This window comes from Mesomycoplasma ovipneumoniae SC01, assembly GCF_000218525.1.
In the GTDB taxonomy this organism is placed as follows: Bacteria; Bacillota_I; Bacilli_A; order Mycoplasmatales; family Metamycoplasmataceae; genus Mesomycoplasma; species Mesomycoplasma ovipneumoniae_A.
Map to the genome: position 1 here is coordinate 1 of NZ_AFHO01000020.1, position 22570 is coordinate 22570.

Sequence of the window (22570 nt, forward strand, 5' to 3'; positions counted from 1 at the left end):
ATAATTCAAAATTTGTAGATACAAACAAACCATATTTAGGACAAAATGTAGAAAATATCTACAATTTATTATTAAAAGAGAATTATAATTTTGGCAAAAAAACCCAAATTCAACCAATTCAAAATGTATTTATCTTTGAAACTTATGAAAATTTACTTAAAAAATTTAAAAAATACGGAATTAAAAAGCTTGATCTAAACATTGAAAACCGGGATAAATTTATTCTTAGTTGATTTGATAAATTCGGGCCTGAATATCGAAAATTTTGCATCAACCTTTTTGGTAAAAAAGGTCAATTTTATTATGATAATTTGAATAAATGAACAAATAAAATTGAATTTATTTATTTGTTGCAAATTTTATTTGGTCCCAGATATTATTTTCCCACTGAAAATGTTGACATTGACGAACCGGATTATTTTATTTTACCAAGTTGAGCTAAACTTAAACTGGAAAATTTCCAAATTTTTTACGTTGGTGGCCAAGAATATGGTCTTTTTGATGAAATAATTTCCCAATTTGACTCAAAAAAACCAGTTTTTTGGTTTAAACCGTATTATCGTTCGGCTTATACCACCAACACTGGCTGAATTTCACCAATTTCCCTAAAAAATTTCATTTTACTGTATGTTGACGGGCAAAAAATTTATTACTGATTTGGCCATTCAAATTTATATGATGATATTTATCAAGGTAAATACGAAATTCTAAAATATTATTTTAAGGAAAAATTAGTCAAACTTGAGCAAGATATTTTTCTGCGAAACAACCAAGATCCGCAGTTTGTTTTTTCTTCTCCATCAAAATCAAATCATTTAAATAAAAATGTAATTGAATCTTCTATGGAAGAACTAATTTTATATCGTGATGCAATTAAAAAATTTCAAGAAGAAACAACTCATGAATTTAAGTATTTTGATGATTTTGTAGAAAATTCGAGTTTATATAATCAACAGGAAAAGAAATTGATTTTAGAAAGACACTTTGATTTTTCTTGAGATTATGAAGACAAAAATTACTATTTTGAAGAGATTACAAAAACAGATTTTCGTGGTGAATATAGTGAGAAAGCCCGTGATGATGAAAAAATGTTTGCTGATCTTTTCGATGGTGAAAAACTTCGAAGCTAAAAATTTTAAATTCTTTTTTTAAATTTTTAGCTTTTTTTATTTTTGCTTATTCAAAAATAAGATTTTGCTATAAAAATTTTGTTTACTTGCAAAAGCTCCTGAATTTTTTCTGCCAATTTATTTTTTAAGAGTTGAATTTTAAATGAAATTTTCCCTAAAAAGTTTTAATTTATGCTATAATTTAAACACTAATGAATTTGAATATAGTATATAAATAAGGAGAAAACATAAAGAAAAAACTGAAACTTTTTAAGTTTATCAGTAATATTATTGCTTTTTCATCATTAAGCCTAAGTGTTTTTGGTCCGCTTTGACACTTTCAAAATACAAAAAGCTATTCAGATTTTAAACTTGAAACTCGTGATATAGAACTATCAAATTCAAAAAAACCGGTAAATTTTGATGATTTAGTCCAAATTGTTTCAGCCAAAAACCAACAAAATTCGCTTGTCATCAATGCAAATATTAAAAAAGCCAAAACACATCTAAACAAAACAAGCACTAATTCAGACTCTCCTAATCTAGATGATATTCAAATTCAAATTAATCAAGAAGGTGAGGTAATTTTAAATAGTGCTTCACTTGAATTTGTTAACAAAAAAGTTGAACTCTATTTTGAAGAAGGTGTACCAAAACTAAAATTAGAAGGTTATGTTTTTGACTTTAGACAGCTTCAAAATAAAACTCGGATTGAAAAAACTGCGGCACCAGCTGCTATTGTTGCTGCTCCTGCTGCTGCTTTTGGTGGATTATTTTGATATGCTGTTGGAGCTGCTATCGTTGGTTCGGTTATTGGTATTGCTGCGGGCATTTTTCCGAATATTATTAGTGATGTTGGAAGATGATGGAATAATAATCGGCCTGCAAATCCTGTCCACAAGGATGATGATAGTCCTATTGTTTCAAGAGGTACTGACTCAATTGAAGTTGATTTAGATAAATTGACAAAAGGAAAAAGTAAGTCTAGAATTAAAACAATAGCAAATACAACGACATTAAGACTTTCTGTTGTAAAAGATGAGAAAAAATTAAGACAATACACTGGAATCCATCCAGCTTGATTTTTTAATTTTCACACTGAAGGCTTAAAATCATATTTTGTTATTAGTGAACAAGCAATTCCAGAAACTGCAGCTTGACTTTGAGCCGTTTCAAATTTAACAATGCAGTCAAAATTAACTCAAATTGTTATTGATAATTTCCTGCCTAGTTCGATAAAAGCTAAAATTAATGATAATTATTATGACCGTAAAAATATGGAGGAAAAATTAAAATCACCTATTGATTTTTATTCACATAATTGATGAGTTATGAAAAATCTGGCTGAAAAAACAAGAGATACAGCAAATTTGATTGTAGGAAACCAACGGCTAGGACCACGATATAATAATTTAAATAAAGATCGCAGTTTAAACCAGGACAAAAAAAATTAACACTAAGGTGTTGGCTTTTTGTCCTGGTTTAGTTTTACTAAAGGTCCTTTTGTTACCGGGAGCGGACTTGCTCATGATTCTATTGATTGAACCGACCCTAAAAACGTTTTTAAGATTCCTGAAGAAAAATCTAATCCAAAATCATACACAAAAATTTTTTTTCCAAGTTATCATGTAAGAAGAGCAAGATTTAAAAATGAACATGTAAAAAGGAATAAAATGTTAAGTGTAGAAAAGGTACATTTTTTATATGGAACACCAATTAGATTTGAAGTCTAAAGCAAAAAATCAATTAAAAAAACTAAAATATTTAGAAATTAATATTAAAAGTCGTTGCTTAGTTGAAAGTATAATTCAAAATTATGATCGCGACTGTGAAGATAGATTTGCTCGAATACCTGATTTTTTATGAGTTTATGGATGGATTTTTGTTTTGATGCTACTAACCCGATTGAGACAATTATTGGTATTGACTATAAACAGGATGGCTATATCTATAACTTAAAATTAGCAGATATTTCAAAAACTGTTTTTTTTTCTAAAAATCTCGAAAATTTCCATTTTTATAATGAGATTAGGTGCTTGATTGGCAGTCATACTTATGAAGATGAAGAATATTGTCAAAAAAATAAAGATCAAATTGGCGAACCTGTTCCTCAAGTTTATTTTTCAGATACATACTACGACACTAAAGGTTTGAAAAAGCTTGTTGTTGCCTTTGAAAACTTTAATGACACTGAAAAATGTGAATTTTCAATTTCTTATCCTATCGTTTTTAGAAAAATATTTAAATCAGTAGAAAAACTAAAAGAAATTGAATCCTTAATTATTAAGGAAATCAAAGAAAGTGTTCCTTATGCAAAGCCAAAAAATTTAGCAAATTATGGCGAAAAAATTTTTGATTTTTTATCAAAAAGATATGAATATAACTCAGAATATGTAGATATAAACAAACCATATTTAGGGCAAAATGTAGAAAATATCTACAATTTGCTATTAAAACAGGGTTATAATTTTGGCAAAAAAACCCAAATTGAACCAATTCAAAATGTATTTACTTTTGAAAAATATGAAAAAATACTTGAAAAATTTAAAAAATACGGGATTAAAAAGCTTGATTTAAACATTGAAAGCCGCGATAAATTTATTCTTAGTTGATTTGATAAATTCGGTCCTGAATATCGAAAATATTGTATCAACCTTTTTGGTAAAAAAGGCCAATTTTATTATGATAATTTGAATAAATGAACAAATAAAATTGAATTTATCTATTTATTGCAAATTTTATTTGGTCCTAGATATTATTTAGATACTGAGAATGTGCATCTTACTGATCCTGATTGTTCTATTTTACCAAGTTGGGCTAAACTAAAACTGGAAAATTTCCAAATTTTTTATTTTGGCGGGCAACAATATGGACTTTTTGATGAAATAATTGCACAATTTGACTCAAAAAAACCAGTTTTTTGATTTAAACCGTATTATCGTTTCGCTTATAGCACCGAAACTGGCTGAATCTCGCCAATTTCCTTAAAAAATTTTATTTTATTATATGTCGATGGTCAAAAAATTTATTACTGAGTTGGCCATTCAAATTTATATGATGATATTTATCAAGGTAAATACCAAATTTTGAAATATTATTTTAAGCAAAAATTAGTCAAACTTGAACAAGATATTTTTTTGCGAAATAACCAAGATCCCCAGTTATTTGCTTATTTTCCAAATCAAAATTATCTAACTAAAAATGTAATTGAATCTTCAATGGAAGAACTAATTTTATTTCGCGATGCAATGAAGCAATATCGCCAAGAAACTCCTGATGATTACTTATCTTTTCAAAACTTCGTAAAAAATTCAAGTTTTTATAACTTGCAAGAAAAGAAATTGATTTTAGAAAAACACTTTGATTTTTCTTTAAATTATTGAGGAAAAAATTACTATTTTGAAGAGATTGCAAAAATAGATTTTCGCGGCGAATATAGTGAGAAAGCTCGTGATGATGAGAAAATGTTTGCTGATCTTTTTGATGGCGAAAAACTTCGAAGCTAAAAATTTTAAAATTCTTTTTTTTAAATTTTTAGATTTTTTATTTTTGTTTATTTAAAAATAAATATTTTGTTAGAAAAATTTTGTTTATTTACAAAACTTGCTTGAATTTTTTATCAATTTATTTTTTAAGACTCTGAATTTTTAACGATATTTTCCCTAAAAATTTTAATGTATGCTATAATTTTAATGAGTAAAGAATTTGAATATAGTATATAAAAAGGGAGAAAACATGAATAAAAAACTGAAACTTTTTAAGTTTATTGTTAATATTATTACTTTTTGATTATTAAGTCTTAGTGTTTTTAGTCTCTTTTGACATTTTCAAAATACAATCTATTCAGATTTTAAACTCACAACCCGTGATTTAGATTTATTAAAATCAAAAAAACTGCTAAATTTTGATATTTAGCCCAAATTTTTTCAACCAAAAACCATGTAAATTCGCTTGTTATTAATGCAAATATTAAAAAAGCCCAAACATATCTAAATAAAACAAGCACTAATTCAACCCCTCCTAATCAGATGATATTGAAATTAAATTAATCAATATGGTCAGCTATTTTAAATAGTTATTTACTTAAATTTGTTAGCAAAAAAGTTTAGCTCTATTTTGAAAAAGGCGTACCAAAACTAAAATTTAAAGGTGATGTTGTTTAATTTAGAGAATTTCAAAATCAAGCATGGGTTGAAAAACTTTCTTTTTTATAAATCAGTATACGAATAATAAAAATGTTAAATGTTGAAAAGGTGGATTTTTATATGAAAAACCAATTAGATTTGATGTCTAAAACAAGAAAACAATTAAAAAAACTAAAATATTTAGAAATTGATTTTAAAACTTATTGCTCAGTTGAACACATATTTTCCGATGATAATGATTTACCCTGTGATCCCTATGAAAAATATGAAACAATTCCAGACTTTTTATGAGTCTATGTCATGGATTTTTGCGCGGTTGTAGACAATCCAATTGAAACTATTATTGGCTTAGATTACAAACGTGATGATTATGTTTATAATTTAAGACTAGAAGATATTCCAAAAACAGTCTTTTTTTTGAAAAAACTGCATGACTTTGATTTTTATGATGAAATTAGGTGTTTATCTCGTAGATGAGGTGATGAAGATTATTGTCGAAAAAAAGAAAATCTAAGTGATGAGTATAAATGAAAACCCTATTTTTCGGACTCACCCTATGACACTAAAGGCTTTAGATCGGTAATCGTTGCTTTTGAAAATTTTGGTGATACAGGAAAATGTGAATTTTCAATTTCCTTTCCTGCAGTTTTTCAAAAAATGTTCAAATCAAAAGATGAACTAAAAAAAATTGAAAATCTGATAATTAAGGAAATCAAAGAAAGCGTTCCTTATGCAAAGCCAAAAAATTTATGAAATTATCGGGAAAAAATCTTTGATTTTTTATCAAAAAGATATGAATATAATTCAAAATTTGTAGATATAAACAAACCATATTTAGGACAAAACGTAGAAAATATCTACAATTTGTTGCTAAAAGAGAATTATAATTTTGGCGAAAAAACCCAAATTGAACCAATTCAAAATGTATTTACTTTTGAAACTTATGAAAATTTGCTTAAAAAATTTGAAAAATACGGGATTAAAAAGCTTGATCTAAATTTTGAAAACCGGGATAAATTTATTCTTAGTTGATTTGATAAATTCGGTCCTGAATATCGAAAATTTTGCATCAACCTTTTTGATAAAATAGGCCAATTTTATTATGATAATTTGAATAAATGAACAAATAAAATTGAATTTATCTATTTGTTGCAAATTTTATTTGGTCCTAGATATTTTTTCCACACCGAGAATGCTGAGCTTGTTGACCCTGATTGTTCTATTTTACCAAGTTGGACCAAACTTAAACTTGAAAATTTCCAAATTTTTTACTTTGGCGGACAAGAATATGGTCTTTTTGATGAAATAATTGCACAATTTGACTCAAAAAAACCAGTTTTTTGGTTTAAACCGTATTATCGTTCTGCTTATAGTACCAACACTGGCTGAATTTCGCCAATTTCCTTAAAAAATTTTATTTTGCTGTATGTTGACGGGCAAAAAATTTATTACTGAGTTGGCCATTCAAATCTATATGATGATATTTTTCAAGGTAAATACGAAATTTTAAAATATTATTTTAAGGAAAAATTAGTCAAACTTGAGCAAGATATTTTTTTGAGAAATAACCAAGATCCACAGTTTGTTTTTTATTCTCCACCAAAATCAAATCAATTAAACAAAAATGTAATTGAATCATCTATGGAAGAACTAATTTTATATCGTGATGCAATTAAAAAATATCAAGAAGAAACAACTCATGAATTTGACAATTTTCGACAGTTTGTAGAAAATTCAGGTTTATATAGCCAACAAGAAAAGAAATTGATTTTAGAAAGGCACTTTGATTTTTCTTGAAATTCTAAAGACAAAAATTACTATTTTGAAGAAATTTCAAAAACAGATTTTCGCGGCGAATATAGTGAGAAAGCTCGTGATGATGAAAAAATGTTTGCTGATCTTTTTGATGGTGAAAAACTTCGAAGCTAAAAATTTTAAATTCTTTTTTTAAAATTTTTAGCTTTTTTATTTTTGTTTATTCAAAAGTAAAAATTTTGTTAGAAAAAATTTTGTTTATTTGCAAAAGTTGCCTGAATTTTTCTGCCAATTTATTTTTTCAGATCTAAATAAATAATTTAACTGATATAAAAACTTAGACTTTTATATGATAGCCAACTCTGAAGTTTTAATTTGTCATAGCGATGAATAAATGAACTTATTTTTTTGATAAGTAATATTTTATTTTCAAAATTTTTGCTTTAAATATTAATCAATTCCACTTGCAAAATCGCATAAAAAAATTGAATTGAGTGGTTTTTAAGACTTTATTTGGCTACATTGATTATTGGATGCTTTTTTATTTTAAAAAATTAGAAAATTTACGGCCAGCAAATTTTGTATCATGATTTGAATCCAAAAATTGGGCTTAATTTTTTAAATTAATAGGCAATTTAATTTTACTTTAGAGTATAATTATATAATTATGAGTAAACCTAAACAAAAATCACTATTTAATGTTTTGAGAAAAAATATTTTGTCAAAAACGGGAATAGCAGTTAGTCTTTTTGGAATTGGGGTTTTCACGGCTACTGCCGTTTTAACTACTCGGATTTCTTATTCGGGTAATCCGCGTGAAAATGTTCAAAATTTTGCCAAAAAAATTAACTTAGTCTCATTTAAATTAGGTGATTTATCTGCTAATGATGATTATTATACTATAAAAAACATAATTTTTGATGAAAATGGAAACAAACAAAATGACCTTGATCTTAGTCGTCTTGTTGATGTTTTTCAAAAAATAAATGATCTAAACCAGAAAATTGATCTTACTGATGAAGTTGATCTTCAGAAACCACACTTAAAATTTGTTGATATTACAGCAAATGATAATAGTCGAAGTTTTGAAATTAAATATCAAGTTAAACAAAAGTTGCCTGACCAAAGTTTTGTATACTCAGATATTTATTCTCAGGAAATTAGTTTTTTGCAAAAATCACAGTTTTTACGTTCAAATTTTAGCTCTAAATTACAAAAAATTATTAAACTTTTTCAGACTAAATTTTCTAGTCTAAAAGATAAAAACTCAACCAAACAATTCTCAGCTGATTTGGAAAATACCCAAACGACTTTAAAGGACAACATTTTTCTAAGTCGAGCTGAGGACATATCAAGTTTTTTCAATTTAGCTCGTACTTCAAAGGAGCTTGAAAATAAAATAAGTAAATTATTACCGCAAATCAAGCATATTTTGTTTGATCTATATAATAGTGAGGAAAATTTAATTCCTGATTCTAATAATAAAATCTTTAATTTTTCGTTTGAAAAAAATCAGTTAACAAATGAATATGCCTTTGTTGATGGTAGTGGTTTTTTAAATTTATTTTTAAAAGCTGAATTTAGTTTAGAAGCTCAAAAATTACTTGATTTTCCTGAAGTTAAAAGTTGAATTGAACCAGTTAGAATTGTTGATAATGAAGGAAATTCCTTATTTACAACTTCAAAATCTTTAATAGATAGTATCGAGTTATCAAATACTGAATCGAAAAAATTAGTCAATATTAGTGTTCTAGATTTTCTAAATTTATTACAAACAAAATTCACCTTATCCAACTTTGACATAAAAAACGAAAAAATTAATAAAGAAATCGTTCAAATAATCAATCAAGTTTTAGAAAAACCTTTGAATATTGGATTAAAAAATTCATCAAATAAATTACCTAATCAAGGTGTTAATTTAGTTTTTGACCCTTTTAATGTTGAAATTTCTAAAAATGACAGTAAATTTGACTTAAAATTACCTTATAAAATTCAAATTTCTGAGAAATTTTATGGTAATGAATCATCGGAAATAGTTGAAGAAAAATTAGGCGTTCTTAACCTAGAAAACTTTAGCATTATTGATGAAAATAGCGACCAAAAAATTGACGATGGGCGCTATTTTCTTTTTTTAAATCCAAATTTTGATTTAAAAATGTTTAGAAAAGATGATACTGCTAAGGATAAACAAGAACTTCCTGAAACCGAAAATAGTCAAAAAACCGAAGAATCAGAGCCAGAACAAGTTGCTGTACAAGAAGGTGCTACCACCGAATCTACAACTGCTACAACACCTGCAGCAACTGACACAACTGACACAACAGCCCAAACTGAATCTTCTACCGAAGTTGAAGGTAATACTCAGATCAAAAAACAACCAAAATACAAATACTTTTTACTAGATTCTAACAATCCTTATAGTAAAAAAGAAATTGATCAACTAATTCAAGATAATGATTTTGAAAAATTAAGTCGTCATCTTCAAAGTCTAAGTGGTTATAATTATAATTTTTCAGATCATGAAAGTCTAATCAAAGCTTGAAGTGGAACATTAATTTTCCCATTTGACTATGCAAATAGTTTTGTGAAGGATACTTCATTACATGCGCAAAAAACCGGCACAATTTCATTAAATTCTACTCAGTTTTTACAAAATCCTAATGAAACTGGCGCTTTTTATTCATTTTTAGCAAAACAAAATCCTAGAATTGTAGTTCAAGCATTTGTTGATTTTTTAAAAACATCAGGTTTAATTTTTAATTTTGTTGATCTTGATAGAGATTATAATTTTGATTGAAATAAAATTTTCGAAAGTGCAAGACAAGTTAAACTTAATTCAAGCAATTTTAAGAAATTTAGTTTTAACAATCAATATACCAACCTTCAAAATTCAGGATTTCTATCAACATTATTTTTAACTAAAGATGTTAAAAGCAAAATTTCAACTTTAAAAAATGACGGAACAATTCTTGAATCATTAACAAGTCTAAACCTTTTTGCCCTAAATAGTGATGAAATTGCAAAATTTGAAAAAATTGACGAAAATATCGCTAATTTTGAAACTTTAGCAGATGTAATTAGCGCCTTTTATTTCAAAGCAGGTCTTCTAAATAATTATCAAAATTGGTCAGAAATTGCCCTTCTAGATTCAGAAATTATTTTTGAACCAAACGATGAAATTTCACTAAGCGAACTCGAGGAAATTAAAAAACAAAACCCTTCTTCTGGTCAAAGTCAAGATGCTTCAAAAAATTATAAAGCAATTAACTATTATTACAAATTAGGAATAAAAGATGAATCTGGAAAAATTAGTGTTCCACTTTTTGAAAGTCCAAAAACCACATTAATACTCAAAACAATTGACGAAAAAACTGCAAAAATTAACGAAATTACTAAAAAACTTGACCAAATAATCGATGCAATTCCCGTTTCTTACCAAACAATTCACCTAAGTGCGGAAGATTTTGATAAATTAACTAACGCAAATACTGCGACAACAAGCGGATCAGAAGGAAGTGTAGCGGTTCAATCAGCTTTGGTTTCTAGTATTTATTTACAAAATTTAGAACCAAAAGAACTTGTAAAACTTTTTAACGATACTGAGCAACCTCAACAAGGCGAAGAAACTCAAGAAACTCAACAAGCTGAGGTCGAACAACAAGTTCAAGAAGTCCAAGAAACTGAAGGCGAACAACAAACTCAAGATGCTGAGACAACAGAAAGCAATACCGAAACTCAAACCCCTGTTGAACCTCAACAAAAACAAGACGAGCTTACACAAAAATTACCAAAATTTGGTGCAGAAATTAGCCAAATTCTTACACAAAGTTTTACTAGTTTATTTACTTCAACAGAAAAAGATAGCCCTAAATTAAAAATTAACATCGAAATTAAGGATGATATTTTAAAGGATCCAAATAAAAAACTTATCACAATTCAAGTAGGAATTCCAGAATCTTATCTAGAAAAGCTTACTGCCGATGAAATAGTTGATCAAAAAGAAAAAAATGATGAAACAAGTTCGGATCAAGCCAAAACTGATCAAGGACAAACTGATAGTGAAAGCACTTCAGATCAAGGTCAAACCGGTCAACAACAAAATAATGGAAGCACTTCAGATCAAGGAACCGGTCAACAAGAAAGTGGATCGACTGAACCTGCAACTGTTGAAACAAAACAAGTTTTAGCTTCAGAAAGTCCAGCATCTCCATCTCCGGCTCCTGCCCCAGCAGCAGCATCACCCGCTCCAGCGGCTGAGCCAGCAACTTCCCCAGCTCCATCTCCAGCAGCTCCAGCGCCCGCCGAAGCTCCAACCCCACCAACCGAACAACCAAAAGAAGAAAAATATCGTTATTCAAAAAGATTCAATATTACTGTAATTAAACAAGTTAGCCAAAGTCAAACTACAACTGATTCATCAACAACATAAAATACAGAGTAAAGTTAAAATAAGGAATTAAAATGAATGCAAAAAAGCATATGAAAATAATAACAATTGGGTTAGGAACGACAATTTTTGCCTCAGCAGTTGTCGGAATTGCCCTTGGATTTAATAGTTATAATAAATCATATTTTCAAAAGGTTGTTGAACAACCTAAAGATTTCAAACTTGATTCTGATGCCGGAATTGATAGACAACAAGTTTTTGGACTACTAGATAAGGTTAAAATTCAAACTAATTTTAGTGATTTATCAGCAAAATCAGCGTTTGAATTAGCAACAAATCCTTTATATAGATTGGATTTAGCGACAGTTTTTAACTTTGATGAGCTAAAAAATAACGGTTTTGAAATTAGTTTTGACTTAAAAGATGTAAAAGTTGAAAATAGCGCAATTAATGATGTTTTAGTTTTTGTCAGCGATCCTAAAACTAATGCAACAATTAGTAAAAAAATTAATTTAACCGGATTTAGCACAAAATCTGACTCAAATCAGCTCGAAAATTTTGATATTGACACAAAAAGATCTTCGCTAATATTAAAATCCAGAAAATTAGTTAATCCAAGTGAACTAAAAGCAAAAATTCAAGACTCCTATTCAAAATTCTTGAAAAATTTAAGTCCTGCTCGGGCACTTGAGCGTGCTTTTATTGAAAATAATATCGGACTTAACCTAATTAATGCGCAAAATTTGCCTACTTTTTTAAGTTCAAAACAAATTATTAGTCCTGTTTTAAAAGACAAAAATCTTAGTTTTTCTTCACTTGATGATTCAAAGGCAACTTTAAGTCTAAATTTAGAAATTCAAAATTTAGATACTAAATCAAAAACAAATTTCGAACTTCCAATTCAAGGACTCACCAATTTGTCCAAAATTTTTAGCGATTTAGCTGATTTTATCAGCCAAAGTGGTCAAGATATTTTCAAACTAAAAGCTCAAGTTCAAGCTGATTTAATTAATAAAGATCAATCTCTGGCAGAAGTTTTATACCAAAAAGCAAATACAGACTTTAATTTTAGTTCATTTTTTGAATCTAATTTCCTAAAATCCTTTAAATTCCGCGCAAATGATAGCGATATTTGGGATCTAGAAATCATACCTTCTTTGAAAAAAGTTCAAGACTCCGAAAAAGATGAACTTTTAAAGAACCAACAAGTTCGCTTTTTAGTTAATGTTAGCCCAACAAAAAATCAAAATTTAGCACTAAAAGTCCCAAATTTTGACTTAGAAATAGACTTTCAACCTGATTTAAGACCTCTGGAGCGACAAATTGCAAAAGCCCAAGGAAGTCTTGCAAAAACAACTAATTTTTCATTTCAAAAACCTGAAAATAGCCCAACAATAACAGCCACCCAAATTAATTTGTATGTTAGCCAAATTTTTGATATAATTAAAAATAATTCTGAAACTGACGACAATCAAATTATTGAAAAAGTTGCTGCTAATACTTATTTTCTAGAAAATGGAAAAACAGGAACTCCTGAAGAAATCCAGCAATTTACCAAAGATTTACAAGAGCACATTAAAAAAGACACCGAAGTCAAGCCCCAAAATCCTGAATCTGAAAACAGCCAACAAACTGACAATCCAGGCGCTCCAAAAACTTTTGGACTAGGGGTTTCAATCCTAAAAACTTTACTTTTAGCAAAAACTAATGCCCAAAATGTTGAATTAAAACTAAATTCAACCCCGCTGTCAAAAGCATTAGAGTTAAATTTTAGTCTTGTTGATAAAACAACTCAAGAAAACCTTGCTGATTCAAAAATAGTTATCTCTAATATTTTTAGTGAAAAAACTGCTTATGATATCACTCGCGAATTTAATCCTTTAGTTTTTATTGACGGTAAAAATGATGTTGTTGTTCAAGAAGATGGCGAGTCAATTCTTAGTGATTTTGGTCGCCCCGAGCTTAAATTTAAAGGGAAAATAACTAAAGAAAACGACGGATATTCAATCACAAGAACAATAAAATTCCAACCAACTCAAACTAGTTCAACTGTCGATTCGGAGACTTCAGGTGTTCAAGGATCAGGAGCTCCTTCAGCTCCTTCAGGTTCACAAACAACCCCACAAAATCCAACTAATATTGACAAAGGTTCATTCTTTTTGGCTTTTAAAATCAGCGGAATTAACGATTTTAACAAGCATTACCTAGTTTCTTCAAAAGAAGGTAAAGGAATTTTTGTCCAAAGAGTAAAAAACACTCAGGCAAAACCATCTTTTTCAAGATCGGGCGATAATACTAACGGCGAAACACGTCAGGTTTTCGAAGCTCAGCAAATTAACAATGCTAATCCACAATTTGCATTTATTTTAGGCTCAGATTTTGATTTTAAACTTAATTTTAACGGAGCTGGCGACCCAGAAGCCAAACCCGTTACAAATCAACAAGCTCTAATTTTGCCGCCTGAAGTTTTAAAAGAAATTAAACCTGATCAGTTTGCCGAACTAACAAGGCAAAGCAATGACGAGACAACAATTACTTTGCAAAATCGATCACTTTTTTACCGAAAATTTAACCAGAAAAATAACTTTGAATCAGACGCCCAGTTTATTCAAGACGGATCAACAATTGTTGTCGAAATTTCGATAAATAAAGAAAGTGATGGATCTGGAACTTTAGAGGTAAATGGATATTCATCTTCAAGCCAAAGACCTAAATTTGATAAGGTTTACTCAAAAACTATTTTTAACAAAGATGAACAAGGGAAACCTTCACCAAATAAATTTAACACCTATAATCTTGATTATTTCCAAATTGGCCCTAATCCTGAAGTGGTTAAAGAAAAGACTAATGATTCAGGACTTCCAAAACCAGTTTTCCCAGATTCAAAAGCAAAAGTTTTAATTAAGGCTTTTGCGGTTGTAAAAAATTCTGATTTTGGCGATGATGAAAATGCTGCCAAAATTGCTCGTGAAAAAACATTAGAATCTTTTGTAGATGCTTATTTAAACTAGTAAATTTAAATAATTTTGAAAAAATCCTAATTATAATTAATTAATTAAATAAATAAATAAATAACCCCTTTGAATTTTAACCAAAGGGGGATTTTATTATTGTAAATTTAACCCTTTGTAAAAAAAAAAAAAAAAATGCTTGGTCTAAAATGAAATTATGTTATAATGAACTTCACTAAGAATAATTAATAAATGAATATTAGAATTAAGGAGAAATAGTTATGTTTTTTGTCTAATAAAATCAGAAAATGCGAATTATCCATTATATTTTTTAATATGATGGGATGCCTTAAATTTGACCGTTTAGAAATCTACAAATTTATGAATTTAATTATTGTTCTTTCAAAACTTCATATGTTTTTTTAGGCTCAATGCAAATAAAAGCGAGTTTTCTATTTACATTGAGTTTAAATAGTAGTTGTTTTTTTATGATTTTTGATGATATTAAAATTAAAATCAATCAAGATGATCGGCTAATTTTAAATAGTTTTTCACTCGAATTTGATAAGAAAAAAATCGAATTTAGTACCTTTACTCAATTTTTTTACTGTTTATGCTAATTTATTGAGAACTCTTGGCAAACAAGAAGTTCTAGTTCATCAGTAATCCTAGAAAATAATGACCCATTATTAACTTTTATATTACAAAATAGTTTTTGTTAAGATAATAACAACAATAAATTTAAGTTTTTTTTATTATTTAAGTTTATCTTTTTGGGATTTGATAAATTCCGAAACTACGTCATAATGGATGTATTTTTTGATTTTATTCTTGTTATCATCAGTATTAGCTAAATTTTTTATTTTGATAATATTTTCTTTTACTTCTTCATTTAGTCTGCCTTCAACTAACCTCTCGATTCGGTCGTTGTGATCAACAGTGTTATTATCATTAATATAATTCTTAAGTTTTTTACTATCAATATTCATTTGTTCAGCGAATTTATTTATTTCATTATCAGAATTTTCACTCCGTTTTTCATCAACACAAATATTAATATCAATGCCTCGATTACCCTTATACATTTCAATAAAACATTCTCTAGCAAATGGCTGGTCAACTTTAAGAAATTTTGTAATTTCTCCTTGAACTTGCGCTAAAAATTCCTCTAAAGTTAGTTTTTTATTGGACTCATAAAACAAACTTTGAATATATGAAGAATCGATTTTTTCTCTTAAAACACTTGGTTGAAGATTGTCTAATTCATTAAAAACTTCATCATATTCTTTGTTTGTATTGGTTTTGTTATATTCAATTCGAACATCCTCAATTCTCACGTTTAACTTTTTTCACTGCTCTTCATTTAATCAGATTTTCTCATTTTCTTTATTTTTTTTCCAGCTAAATCCAAGAATTTCGGCACAAATTAAACTTTTTTTGATTTTTATAAAAGATTCTACAAACTTTTTAGCATCATTTGGGTCGATAGATTCGCGTACATTCTCAAAATCCGGATAACCTCATCCGCTAAAAAGTTCGTCTAAAATTCTAAAATTTTTGTTAATTTCCTCGTAAAATACTTCAATTTTTTTCGGATCTGCCATTTTTGGATCGGCATAAGCATAAGCTTTTAAAGCTTCAGTAAGCTTTTCATATAAAAAAATTGGCCTGTGATAAAAAACAATATTTCCAAAAGGTTTATTTTCGTTGTTTTCAATGCGGTTTGTTCTTGAAATTGCCTGAATTAAATGTTCGTATTTAAGAAGTCGATCAAAATAAACCGTGTTTATGTATTTTGAGTCATAACCTGTTAAAAGTTGGTCAACAACAATTAACAAATCTAATTGACCTTCGAGACTGCCGTTTTCTAACTTAGTTAAATTATCCCTCTTTAATCTGTCTTGAATATCTTTTTTAAACTTTTTATGGGTATTATAATCAAAAGACTGACGAAAATCTTTGTTGTATTGTTGTAAAATTTTTTCAATATCCTCTTTTTTGTCCAATCCTCGCGATTTATTTGACGAATCAACAGATGAATCAATTGAAGGATCAAAAAGCGCTGTAACTTTTAAATTTAGCTTGTCTTCATCAATTTGTTTCCTAAAAATTTCAAAATATTTAATAGCACTTTCGATTGATTCAACAGTTAGGATTGCCGAATAAAAATATTTATTACTTCGATTAGGTCATCATTCTAAAATATTTTTAACAACCTCTTCTTTATATTGTTTTTCATGAGTTGTACTGTATCTTTCGAAAATTTTCTCTTCAAGATCAATAATTTGTTTATCATTTTTCCCAAATTTAGAACGGTACTCAGTAATTCCGATTTTATTTTTAACGTTTTCTTGAACTAAATCTAGTGTTGTAGAAGTCAAGTGATCCATAAAACTGTATTCTGAACTAAATGCTAGTACTTTTTTGTCTTCCATAGCATTTTCCATTGTGTATTTGTGCAATCTTTGGCCAAAATTATCTTCGGTAGTTACCCCGAGATCATCAGAACTTACCCTATTTTTAGCGTTTATTTCAAGTATTGGTGTACCTGTGAAACCAAAAATAACTGAATTTGTCATGTTTTTGAGAATATTAGTAAACATATCGCCAAATGTTGTCCGGTGTGCTTCGTCAAAAATGAATATTTTTTTCTTTTTTGTAATTTTGTTTAACTTTTTACTAAAATTTTCATTTGTTATCCTTGATTGTTTATGAATTGATGTTATAATTAATTTTTGTCTTATAGAATCAGTAGAAAGATGATCAATTAAATTTTCTGTTGATTCTGCTTCAATAACATCGATTTTTCCTGAAGAATTAAAGTTATTAAACGATTTTAATGTCTGAGTGACGAGTTCAATTCGATCAGCAACAAAAATTACAATATCACTAAGCTCTTTTTCCAAAATAAGAGTAGCCAATTTAAAACTAGTTAGCGTTTTTCCTGATCCTGTCGAGTGCCAAACATACCCACCTTTTTGGCATTCATGCAAATTATTAGAAAAATTTAGTTCCCTTTTCAATCGTCTGCCAATTATTTCTTCAACTGCATGAACTTGATAACTTCTTAAAACCTTAAGATTTTTTTCCTTGCTATCCGCGATTATATAGTCGCCAATCATTTTATGAGCCATTGGAATACTGAAAAATTTGTCAATTAATTCTAAATAATCATTTATAGGACGATTATTTTTGTCAGTTCATTTTAAAAAATTTTTTTCATTAATATTTTCAATATCATTTGTGTTTGGCAAATACAACATTTCATTAGGTTTCATTGCGACAACAATTTGCACTAATTTGAAGATTCTATTATAAAGTCCATTTTTGGCATAATTTTTAATTTGGGTTATAGCACTTTGAATTTTTTCAGATCGATTTTTTAATTCGATATGAATTAAAGGCATCCCGTTAAATAAAAGCATTAAATCAGCACGCTTTTCATCATTCTTTGTTGTCTTAAATGTTACTTGACGCGCAATTTGGTAAATGTTATTTCCTATGCCAATATCTTTTTTTGAAAATATTTTTAGTTGTACTTCTTGGCCAATTTTTTCCGGGTCTAGCGATGGATTTGATCTTTTAATGGAAATATACTCATTAGTTAGCAATATATTTGTTTCAACAAAGTTTGGGCAATTATCAATTTTTTCAATAACTTGTTCCATTTCTTCATCACTAAGACTAATATTATTAAGTACGTCTTTGTTGTTATGAAACAAAATGTCTTTCCAATTTTTTACTAAAATTTCTTCTGTGACATTTTCCAAAATGACACTATACCCATTTTTATGCCCAGATTCATCTCTAAAACCTTGCCAACCATTTTTTGGGCTTGTTAATCTATCAACTATTGCTTGTTCAAATTCTTTTTCACTTTTGAAATTTTTCATATTCACCTAAATAAACATTTCATTTAATAAAGTTTTTTTAATTTTTTGGAAATAGGCAACTTTTTGCTCATATGCAAGAATTAGTGAGTCAAAAGTTTCAAAAAGTTGCGAAATTTTTTGCTGTTCGCTAACATCAGGAGTGAATTTTACCTCAATTTGAGCCATATCGATAATTTTTAGCGAAGGAATAATACCATTTGTAACATTTTTTTTCGTTTGAAATCCAATTGCAATGGCAAAAAATTCGCTTTCAGGATATTTTTTTGAAGTTAATATTCCACAAGAACCTGTTGCAAAAAATTTTCCTTTTCGGAAATTAACAACTCCAGCATACCCAGCGGCCGTTCATGTCAAGACATTTTCAGCCAAAAACTGGTTATAATATCCTAAAATCCCGTGATTTTCTGTTTGCGATGAATAAACCGGGTAGATGTATCCGCGGTCTCTCTCTCTCTCTCTACAGGTCTAGTTTTTATTTGGTTTTTAGTAAGTGATTGACCTCGGGAAATCTCGAATAAATTTTTGACTTGATCAATAATTCATGCCGATTTGAAACCTTTGAATCTAATTGAAGGAAAATCTGAACTAAAATTAGCAAACATTTTATTAGTAAAACCATTTTTAAGATTTTTCAGAATGCTCATTTTTTCTTCAAGTTTATTAATTAAGTTTTCAAGTGTCTCAAAAAGTCGCGAAATTTTTTGCTGTTCAGATCAGTCTGGTTGAAAAAATGTAAAATTAACAAAAAGAGGAAGTCAATGGCGGCCATGATGTCTTACATTGTATTTAATTTTTTGTAAAATTAAATAATGAAAGTAAAGATTATCTTTCGGATTTTTATTGATTAACAATTTAAGCGCAGAACTTCTAACTTTGAAATCAAAATTGATAAAGCGAGATTGAGTTGTAAAATCATCAAATAAAATTATTGGTGAATTTTCTGATGCTTTTTTAATATTTTTTGTGTCTTTTGCATAACCAAGCACAAAAGTTTTTCCCGGAGTTAAAACGGGAATTCCATGATTAAAATATTTAGTTGATGACTCAATATATTTTCATGATTGTTCGTGTTTTAAAGCATCGGCCAATCTTTTTTTAACTCAGGAAGGATTAAATCCTTCTGTTCTAATTTCAGGAATATTTTTATTTTTGGACATTAATTTGCCTTCAAAATATTAGATAATTTTTTAATGGCTTCCATGTCCGCGGGATTTCCCTCAAGTTCATCCAAAAAAGTAGACATTTTTGTTTCCAAATCAGAAACTTTTTTTTGAATATCAACAAAAGTGTGTTTATATTTGTTTAATATTTCGGATATTCCTGAGATTTGCTCATCAACGAATTCTTCACTTTTTTCCTTAAAGTTTTGAATAAACTTTTCTCATCATTTTGAAATTAACAAATCATAAAAATCTTTTTCATTCAAATTCAAATATTGATTGTAGGAATTATTAGTTAAATCATTTTTTAGATTAGTTAAATCTTTTTTTACTTTATCGATATCTAAATATTTTTCATTAATTTGAATTATTAAAGATTCAAAAGAATCTTTTTCTCTTGATTCTTTTGAATCTTTAAATGTTTTAGCTAATTTTTTAATACCACTTTGAATTCAAGAGTTTTTTTCATCGTTATAAATTTCATTAGTTTTATCTTCATCACTAATTATCTGGCATAGTTCTTTTATTTCAGATTCAAATTGGTCAATTTGATCTTGAACCTTATTTAATTGAGCAAATTCATTTGGAAAAAATTTTTGCTCAATTAAATCATTGCTAAAAAATTTAGATTTTCACGACTTAATTCTACGAAAATCTTTCTCTTTCTGATTAATGCTATCAACTGATTCAATTTGATCATTTAAAAATTCTTTGATATCTAGACTGCCAGAATCAGAAAAATTTTCCCGTAAAAGTTCTAAATCTTCCTTGACATTTTCAAAATTATCAATTATAATTTGGTAAACATCATAAGTATCAATTAATGGAAACTTTAAAGATGAAAAAATATACTCAGTTATATCTTTTTCTAGCTCAATTAACTTAATGTTCTTAATTGAATCAATATTAGACACCTTATCTTTGAAAAAATTAATAAAGTCAACCACTTTAGTTTCAAATGATTCCAAATAATTTTGAAAATCACTATCATTATAAATAATATTTATATAGTCTTGCGAAAGCAAATCGTAATAATCGCTGTTTTGTTGGTTTTCTTTAAACATTTTTTCCTTGATTTTAGGAAAATTAAGGAAAAAGTTATCAAAACGTTTTAGTTCTTTTTTGCTAATTGAGCCAAAAACTAATGAAAATAGGTCGTGTTGTTCTTCTTTTTTCCCAGTTAGTTCAACATATCGTGAAATATTTAAATTAAAATTATTTTTTTCTATTTCTTCAAAACTGATTATTTTTGAAATTTCAGTTTCAAGGCGGTAGTTAACAATATCAGCAATTTTTTTGATATGTGATTTAGCGAAGCGGTTATTTTTACCATCTTTAACAAATAAATTTGAGGCATCAACAAAAAGAATATCATTCTTAAAACGATCTTTTCTTAAAATGATAATAACTGTTTCAATTCCAGTTCCATAAAACATATTGGCTGGAAGTCCAATTATAGCGTCGATTTGGCCTTTTTCAACTAGTTTTTTTCTAATTTGCCCTTCACGACCTCCCCGAAATAAAACTCCGTGTGGCAAAATAACAGCGCCAATTCCGTCATTTTTTATGTGATATAAGTCGTGTAATAAAAAAGCATAGTCTGCTTTGTTTTCAGGCGGCTCTCCATATTCTTCAAATCTTTCTGTATGACCGGCATTTTTTGGCTCTCATCTTTGTGAATATGGTGGATTTGAGACAACAGCATCGACAGTTAACAATCGATATGTGCTAGTGTCTTCATTTTCAAATAAAGGTCAATCATCTTCCAAAGTATCTCCTCTACGAACATGGATTTGATCGGAATTTATGTTTGACATAATTAAGTTCATTCTTGTTAAATTATAAGTTTCGTTTTTAATCTCTTGAGCATAATAAGTGATTGAACTTTCGCTATATTTTTTAAATTCTTGACCTATGTTTAACAGCAAACCACCTGAACCACTTGTTGGATCATAAATACTAATATCTTTTCGGTCTTTTAAATAAAATGCAACTATTCGTGAGATTAAGTCACTTACCTCATGAGGTGTATAAAATTCGCCTGCTTTTTTTCCAGCGGTTGAGGCAAATTGAGCAATTAAATACTCATAAATAAAACCTAGAACATCATATTGTTGTCTAGTAGTTGGAATTTCATTGATAGTATCAATAAGTTGAGAAATGACCTCAGTTTGTTCCTTGGCATTTGGTGCAAGTTTTCCCAAATCAGTTTCAAATTTAGAAAATAAACCTTTAAACAATGAAGCATGAGAAGACTTTTTAGATTTATTAACTATTTCATTAACTCCATCACTAAAATCCTTAAATGCACCTTGAAAAGCTTTAATGTCAAATTTTTGTTTATTTTTGACTCAAGAATCAAATAAATTCCGATGCTGGATAAAAAATCCATTTTTGTCTTTCAATGACTCTATCTTTCTATCAACCACTCCCCAACTTAAGACCCCAGTATTTCCAAGGTCAATATCACTACGGTCCAATTGATCATCCAAAAGATAGAGATCATCCTTATCAAATTCCTGACTAATTAAATATTCAGTCTGTTTTTGACATAAAAATTTGTATAAAAGCAAACCTAAAATATAGTCCTTATATTCATAGGCCTCAAGATTTTTTCGCAACCTATTGACACCATGTCAAATTTTTGCGCCAAGTTGCTGTTTAGTTATTTTGCTCATAAAAACCACCTGTAAATTAAAAAAATTATATCATATTAAGGAATTTTCGTAACTTTTTCCACATAAAGTTCACAAATACCATTTTGCAAATTCACTTTTTTCCTTTAATTTAGCCCAAAAATAAAAAAAGAAAAATAGTAAAAATATACTAATTTACTGTTGCTTGTGCAAGTCATTTTTATTTTTTTTATTTTTTTCTTCTTTTTAAAAAAGTTGTGGTATAATTAATATCGATTTCATATATATTATGAGATTTTTAAGATAAGTAAAAATATTTTAAAAATATTGGTTTAATCCCCATCTCATAATAATTCTAGCAACCGGTGCGCCGGTATGAAACCAAGCGTAAGTTTAATTTAAAAAACTTACGCTTTTTTATTTAGAATGATTTGCTCATTTTTAAAAAAGAAACATAGTAAAAATAAACTAACTTACTTTTCCTGTGCAAGTCATTTTTTTTTTTTTTTTTTTTTTTTTTTTTTTTAAAAAAGT

At 28.1% G+C, this 22570-nt stretch carries 12 protein-coding genes and 1 pseudogene; 8 read left to right on the top strand and 5 right to left on the bottom strand.

Annotation, left to right across the window (positions count from 1 at the left end; genetic code table 4):
* Positions 1–1130: pseudogene (locus MOSC01_RS04290) on the top strand (hypothetical protein); the annotation flags it as partial.
* A 649-nt stretch (positions 1131–1779) separates the two neighbouring features.
* Here MOSC01_RS04290 and MOSC01_RS04915 read toward each other — a convergent pair.
* The gene (locus MOSC01_RS04915) at positions 1780–1941 is read right to left on the bottom strand and encodes a hypothetical protein (protein ID WP_237700266.1); all 162 of its coding nucleotides are present in this window, start codon (positions 1939–1941) and stop codon (positions 1780–1782) included.
* 130 nt (positions 1942–2071) lie between these two features.
* Between MOSC01_RS04915 and MOSC01_RS04920 the strand changes: the two genes are divergently transcribed.
* From MOSC01_RS04920 to MOSC01_RS0103400, 7 genes are all read left to right on the top strand, one after another.
* Positions 2072–2563, top strand: a complete 492-nt coding sequence (locus tag MOSC01_RS04920; RefSeq protein WP_237700267.1) for a hypothetical protein — start codon at positions 2072–2074, stop codon at positions 2561–2563.
* Positions 2564–2581: 18 nt separating this feature from the next.
* Complete coding sequence (locus tag MOSC01_RS04925; protein WP_069097058.1) at positions 2582–2842, top strand: hypothetical protein; 261 nt, start codon at positions 2582–2584, stop codon at positions 2840–2842.
* Between the two features lie 141 nt (positions 2843–2983).
* Complete coding sequence (locus tag MOSC01_RS04300; RefSeq protein WP_010321388.1) at positions 2984–4615, top strand: hypothetical protein; 1632 nt, start codon at positions 2984–2986, stop codon at positions 4613–4615.
* A 229-nt stretch (positions 4616–4844) separates the two neighbouring features.
* Positions 4845–5024, top strand: a complete 180-nt coding sequence (locus tag MOSC01_RS0103385) for a hypothetical protein (protein WP_010321389.1) — start codon at positions 4845–4847, stop codon at positions 5022–5024.
* 350 nt (positions 5025–5374) lie between these two features.
* Entirely contained in the window at positions 5375–7183 is a 1809-nt protein-coding gene (locus tag MOSC01_RS0103390) for a hypothetical protein (RefSeq protein WP_010321390.1), read from the top strand.
* A gap of 493 nt (positions 7184–7676) precedes the next feature.
* A complete protein-coding gene (locus tag MOSC01_RS0103395) occupies positions 7677–11438 on the top strand; it encodes a P97 family adhesin (RefSeq protein ID WP_010321391.1) in 3762 nt (1253 codons plus the stop codon).
* A gap of 32 nt (positions 11439–11470) precedes the next feature.
* A complete protein-coding gene (locus MOSC01_RS0103400; protein WP_010321392.1) occupies positions 11471–14407 on the top strand; it encodes a P110/LppT family adhesin N-terminal domain in 2937 nt (978 codons plus the stop codon).
* A 695-nt stretch (positions 14408–15102) separates the two neighbouring features.
* Here MOSC01_RS0103400 and MOSC01_RS0103410 read toward each other — a convergent pair.
* The 4 genes from MOSC01_RS0103410 to MOSC01_RS0103425 are packed head-to-tail and all read right to left on the bottom strand — an operon-like array spanning position 15103 to position 22078.
* Complete coding sequence (locus tag MOSC01_RS0103410; RefSeq protein ID WP_010321393.1) at positions 15103–18240, bottom strand: HsdR family type I site-specific deoxyribonuclease; 3138 nt, start codon at positions 18238–18240, stop codon at positions 15103–15105.
* Positions 18241–18246: 6 nt separating this feature from the next.
* Entirely contained in the window at positions 18247–18672 is a 426-nt protein-coding gene (locus MOSC01_RS04460) for a restriction endonuclease subunit S (protein WP_202795923.1), read from the bottom strand.
* A complete protein-coding gene (locus MOSC01_RS04465) occupies positions 18627–19397 on the bottom strand; it encodes a restriction endonuclease subunit S (RefSeq protein ID WP_010321395.1) in 771 nt (256 codons plus the stop codon). Before MOSC01_RS04465 ends, MOSC01_RS04460 begins: the two co-directional genes overlap by 46 nt.
* Positions 19397–22078 carry a type I restriction-modification system subunit M gene (locus MOSC01_RS0103425; RefSeq protein ID WP_010321396.1) on the bottom strand — a complete coding sequence of 894 codons (2682 nt, stop codon included), beginning with the start codon at positions 22076–22078 and terminating at the stop codon, positions 19397–19399. Before MOSC01_RS0103425 ends, MOSC01_RS04465 begins: the two co-directional genes overlap by 1 nt.
* Positions 22079–22570 lie beyond the last annotated feature (492 nt).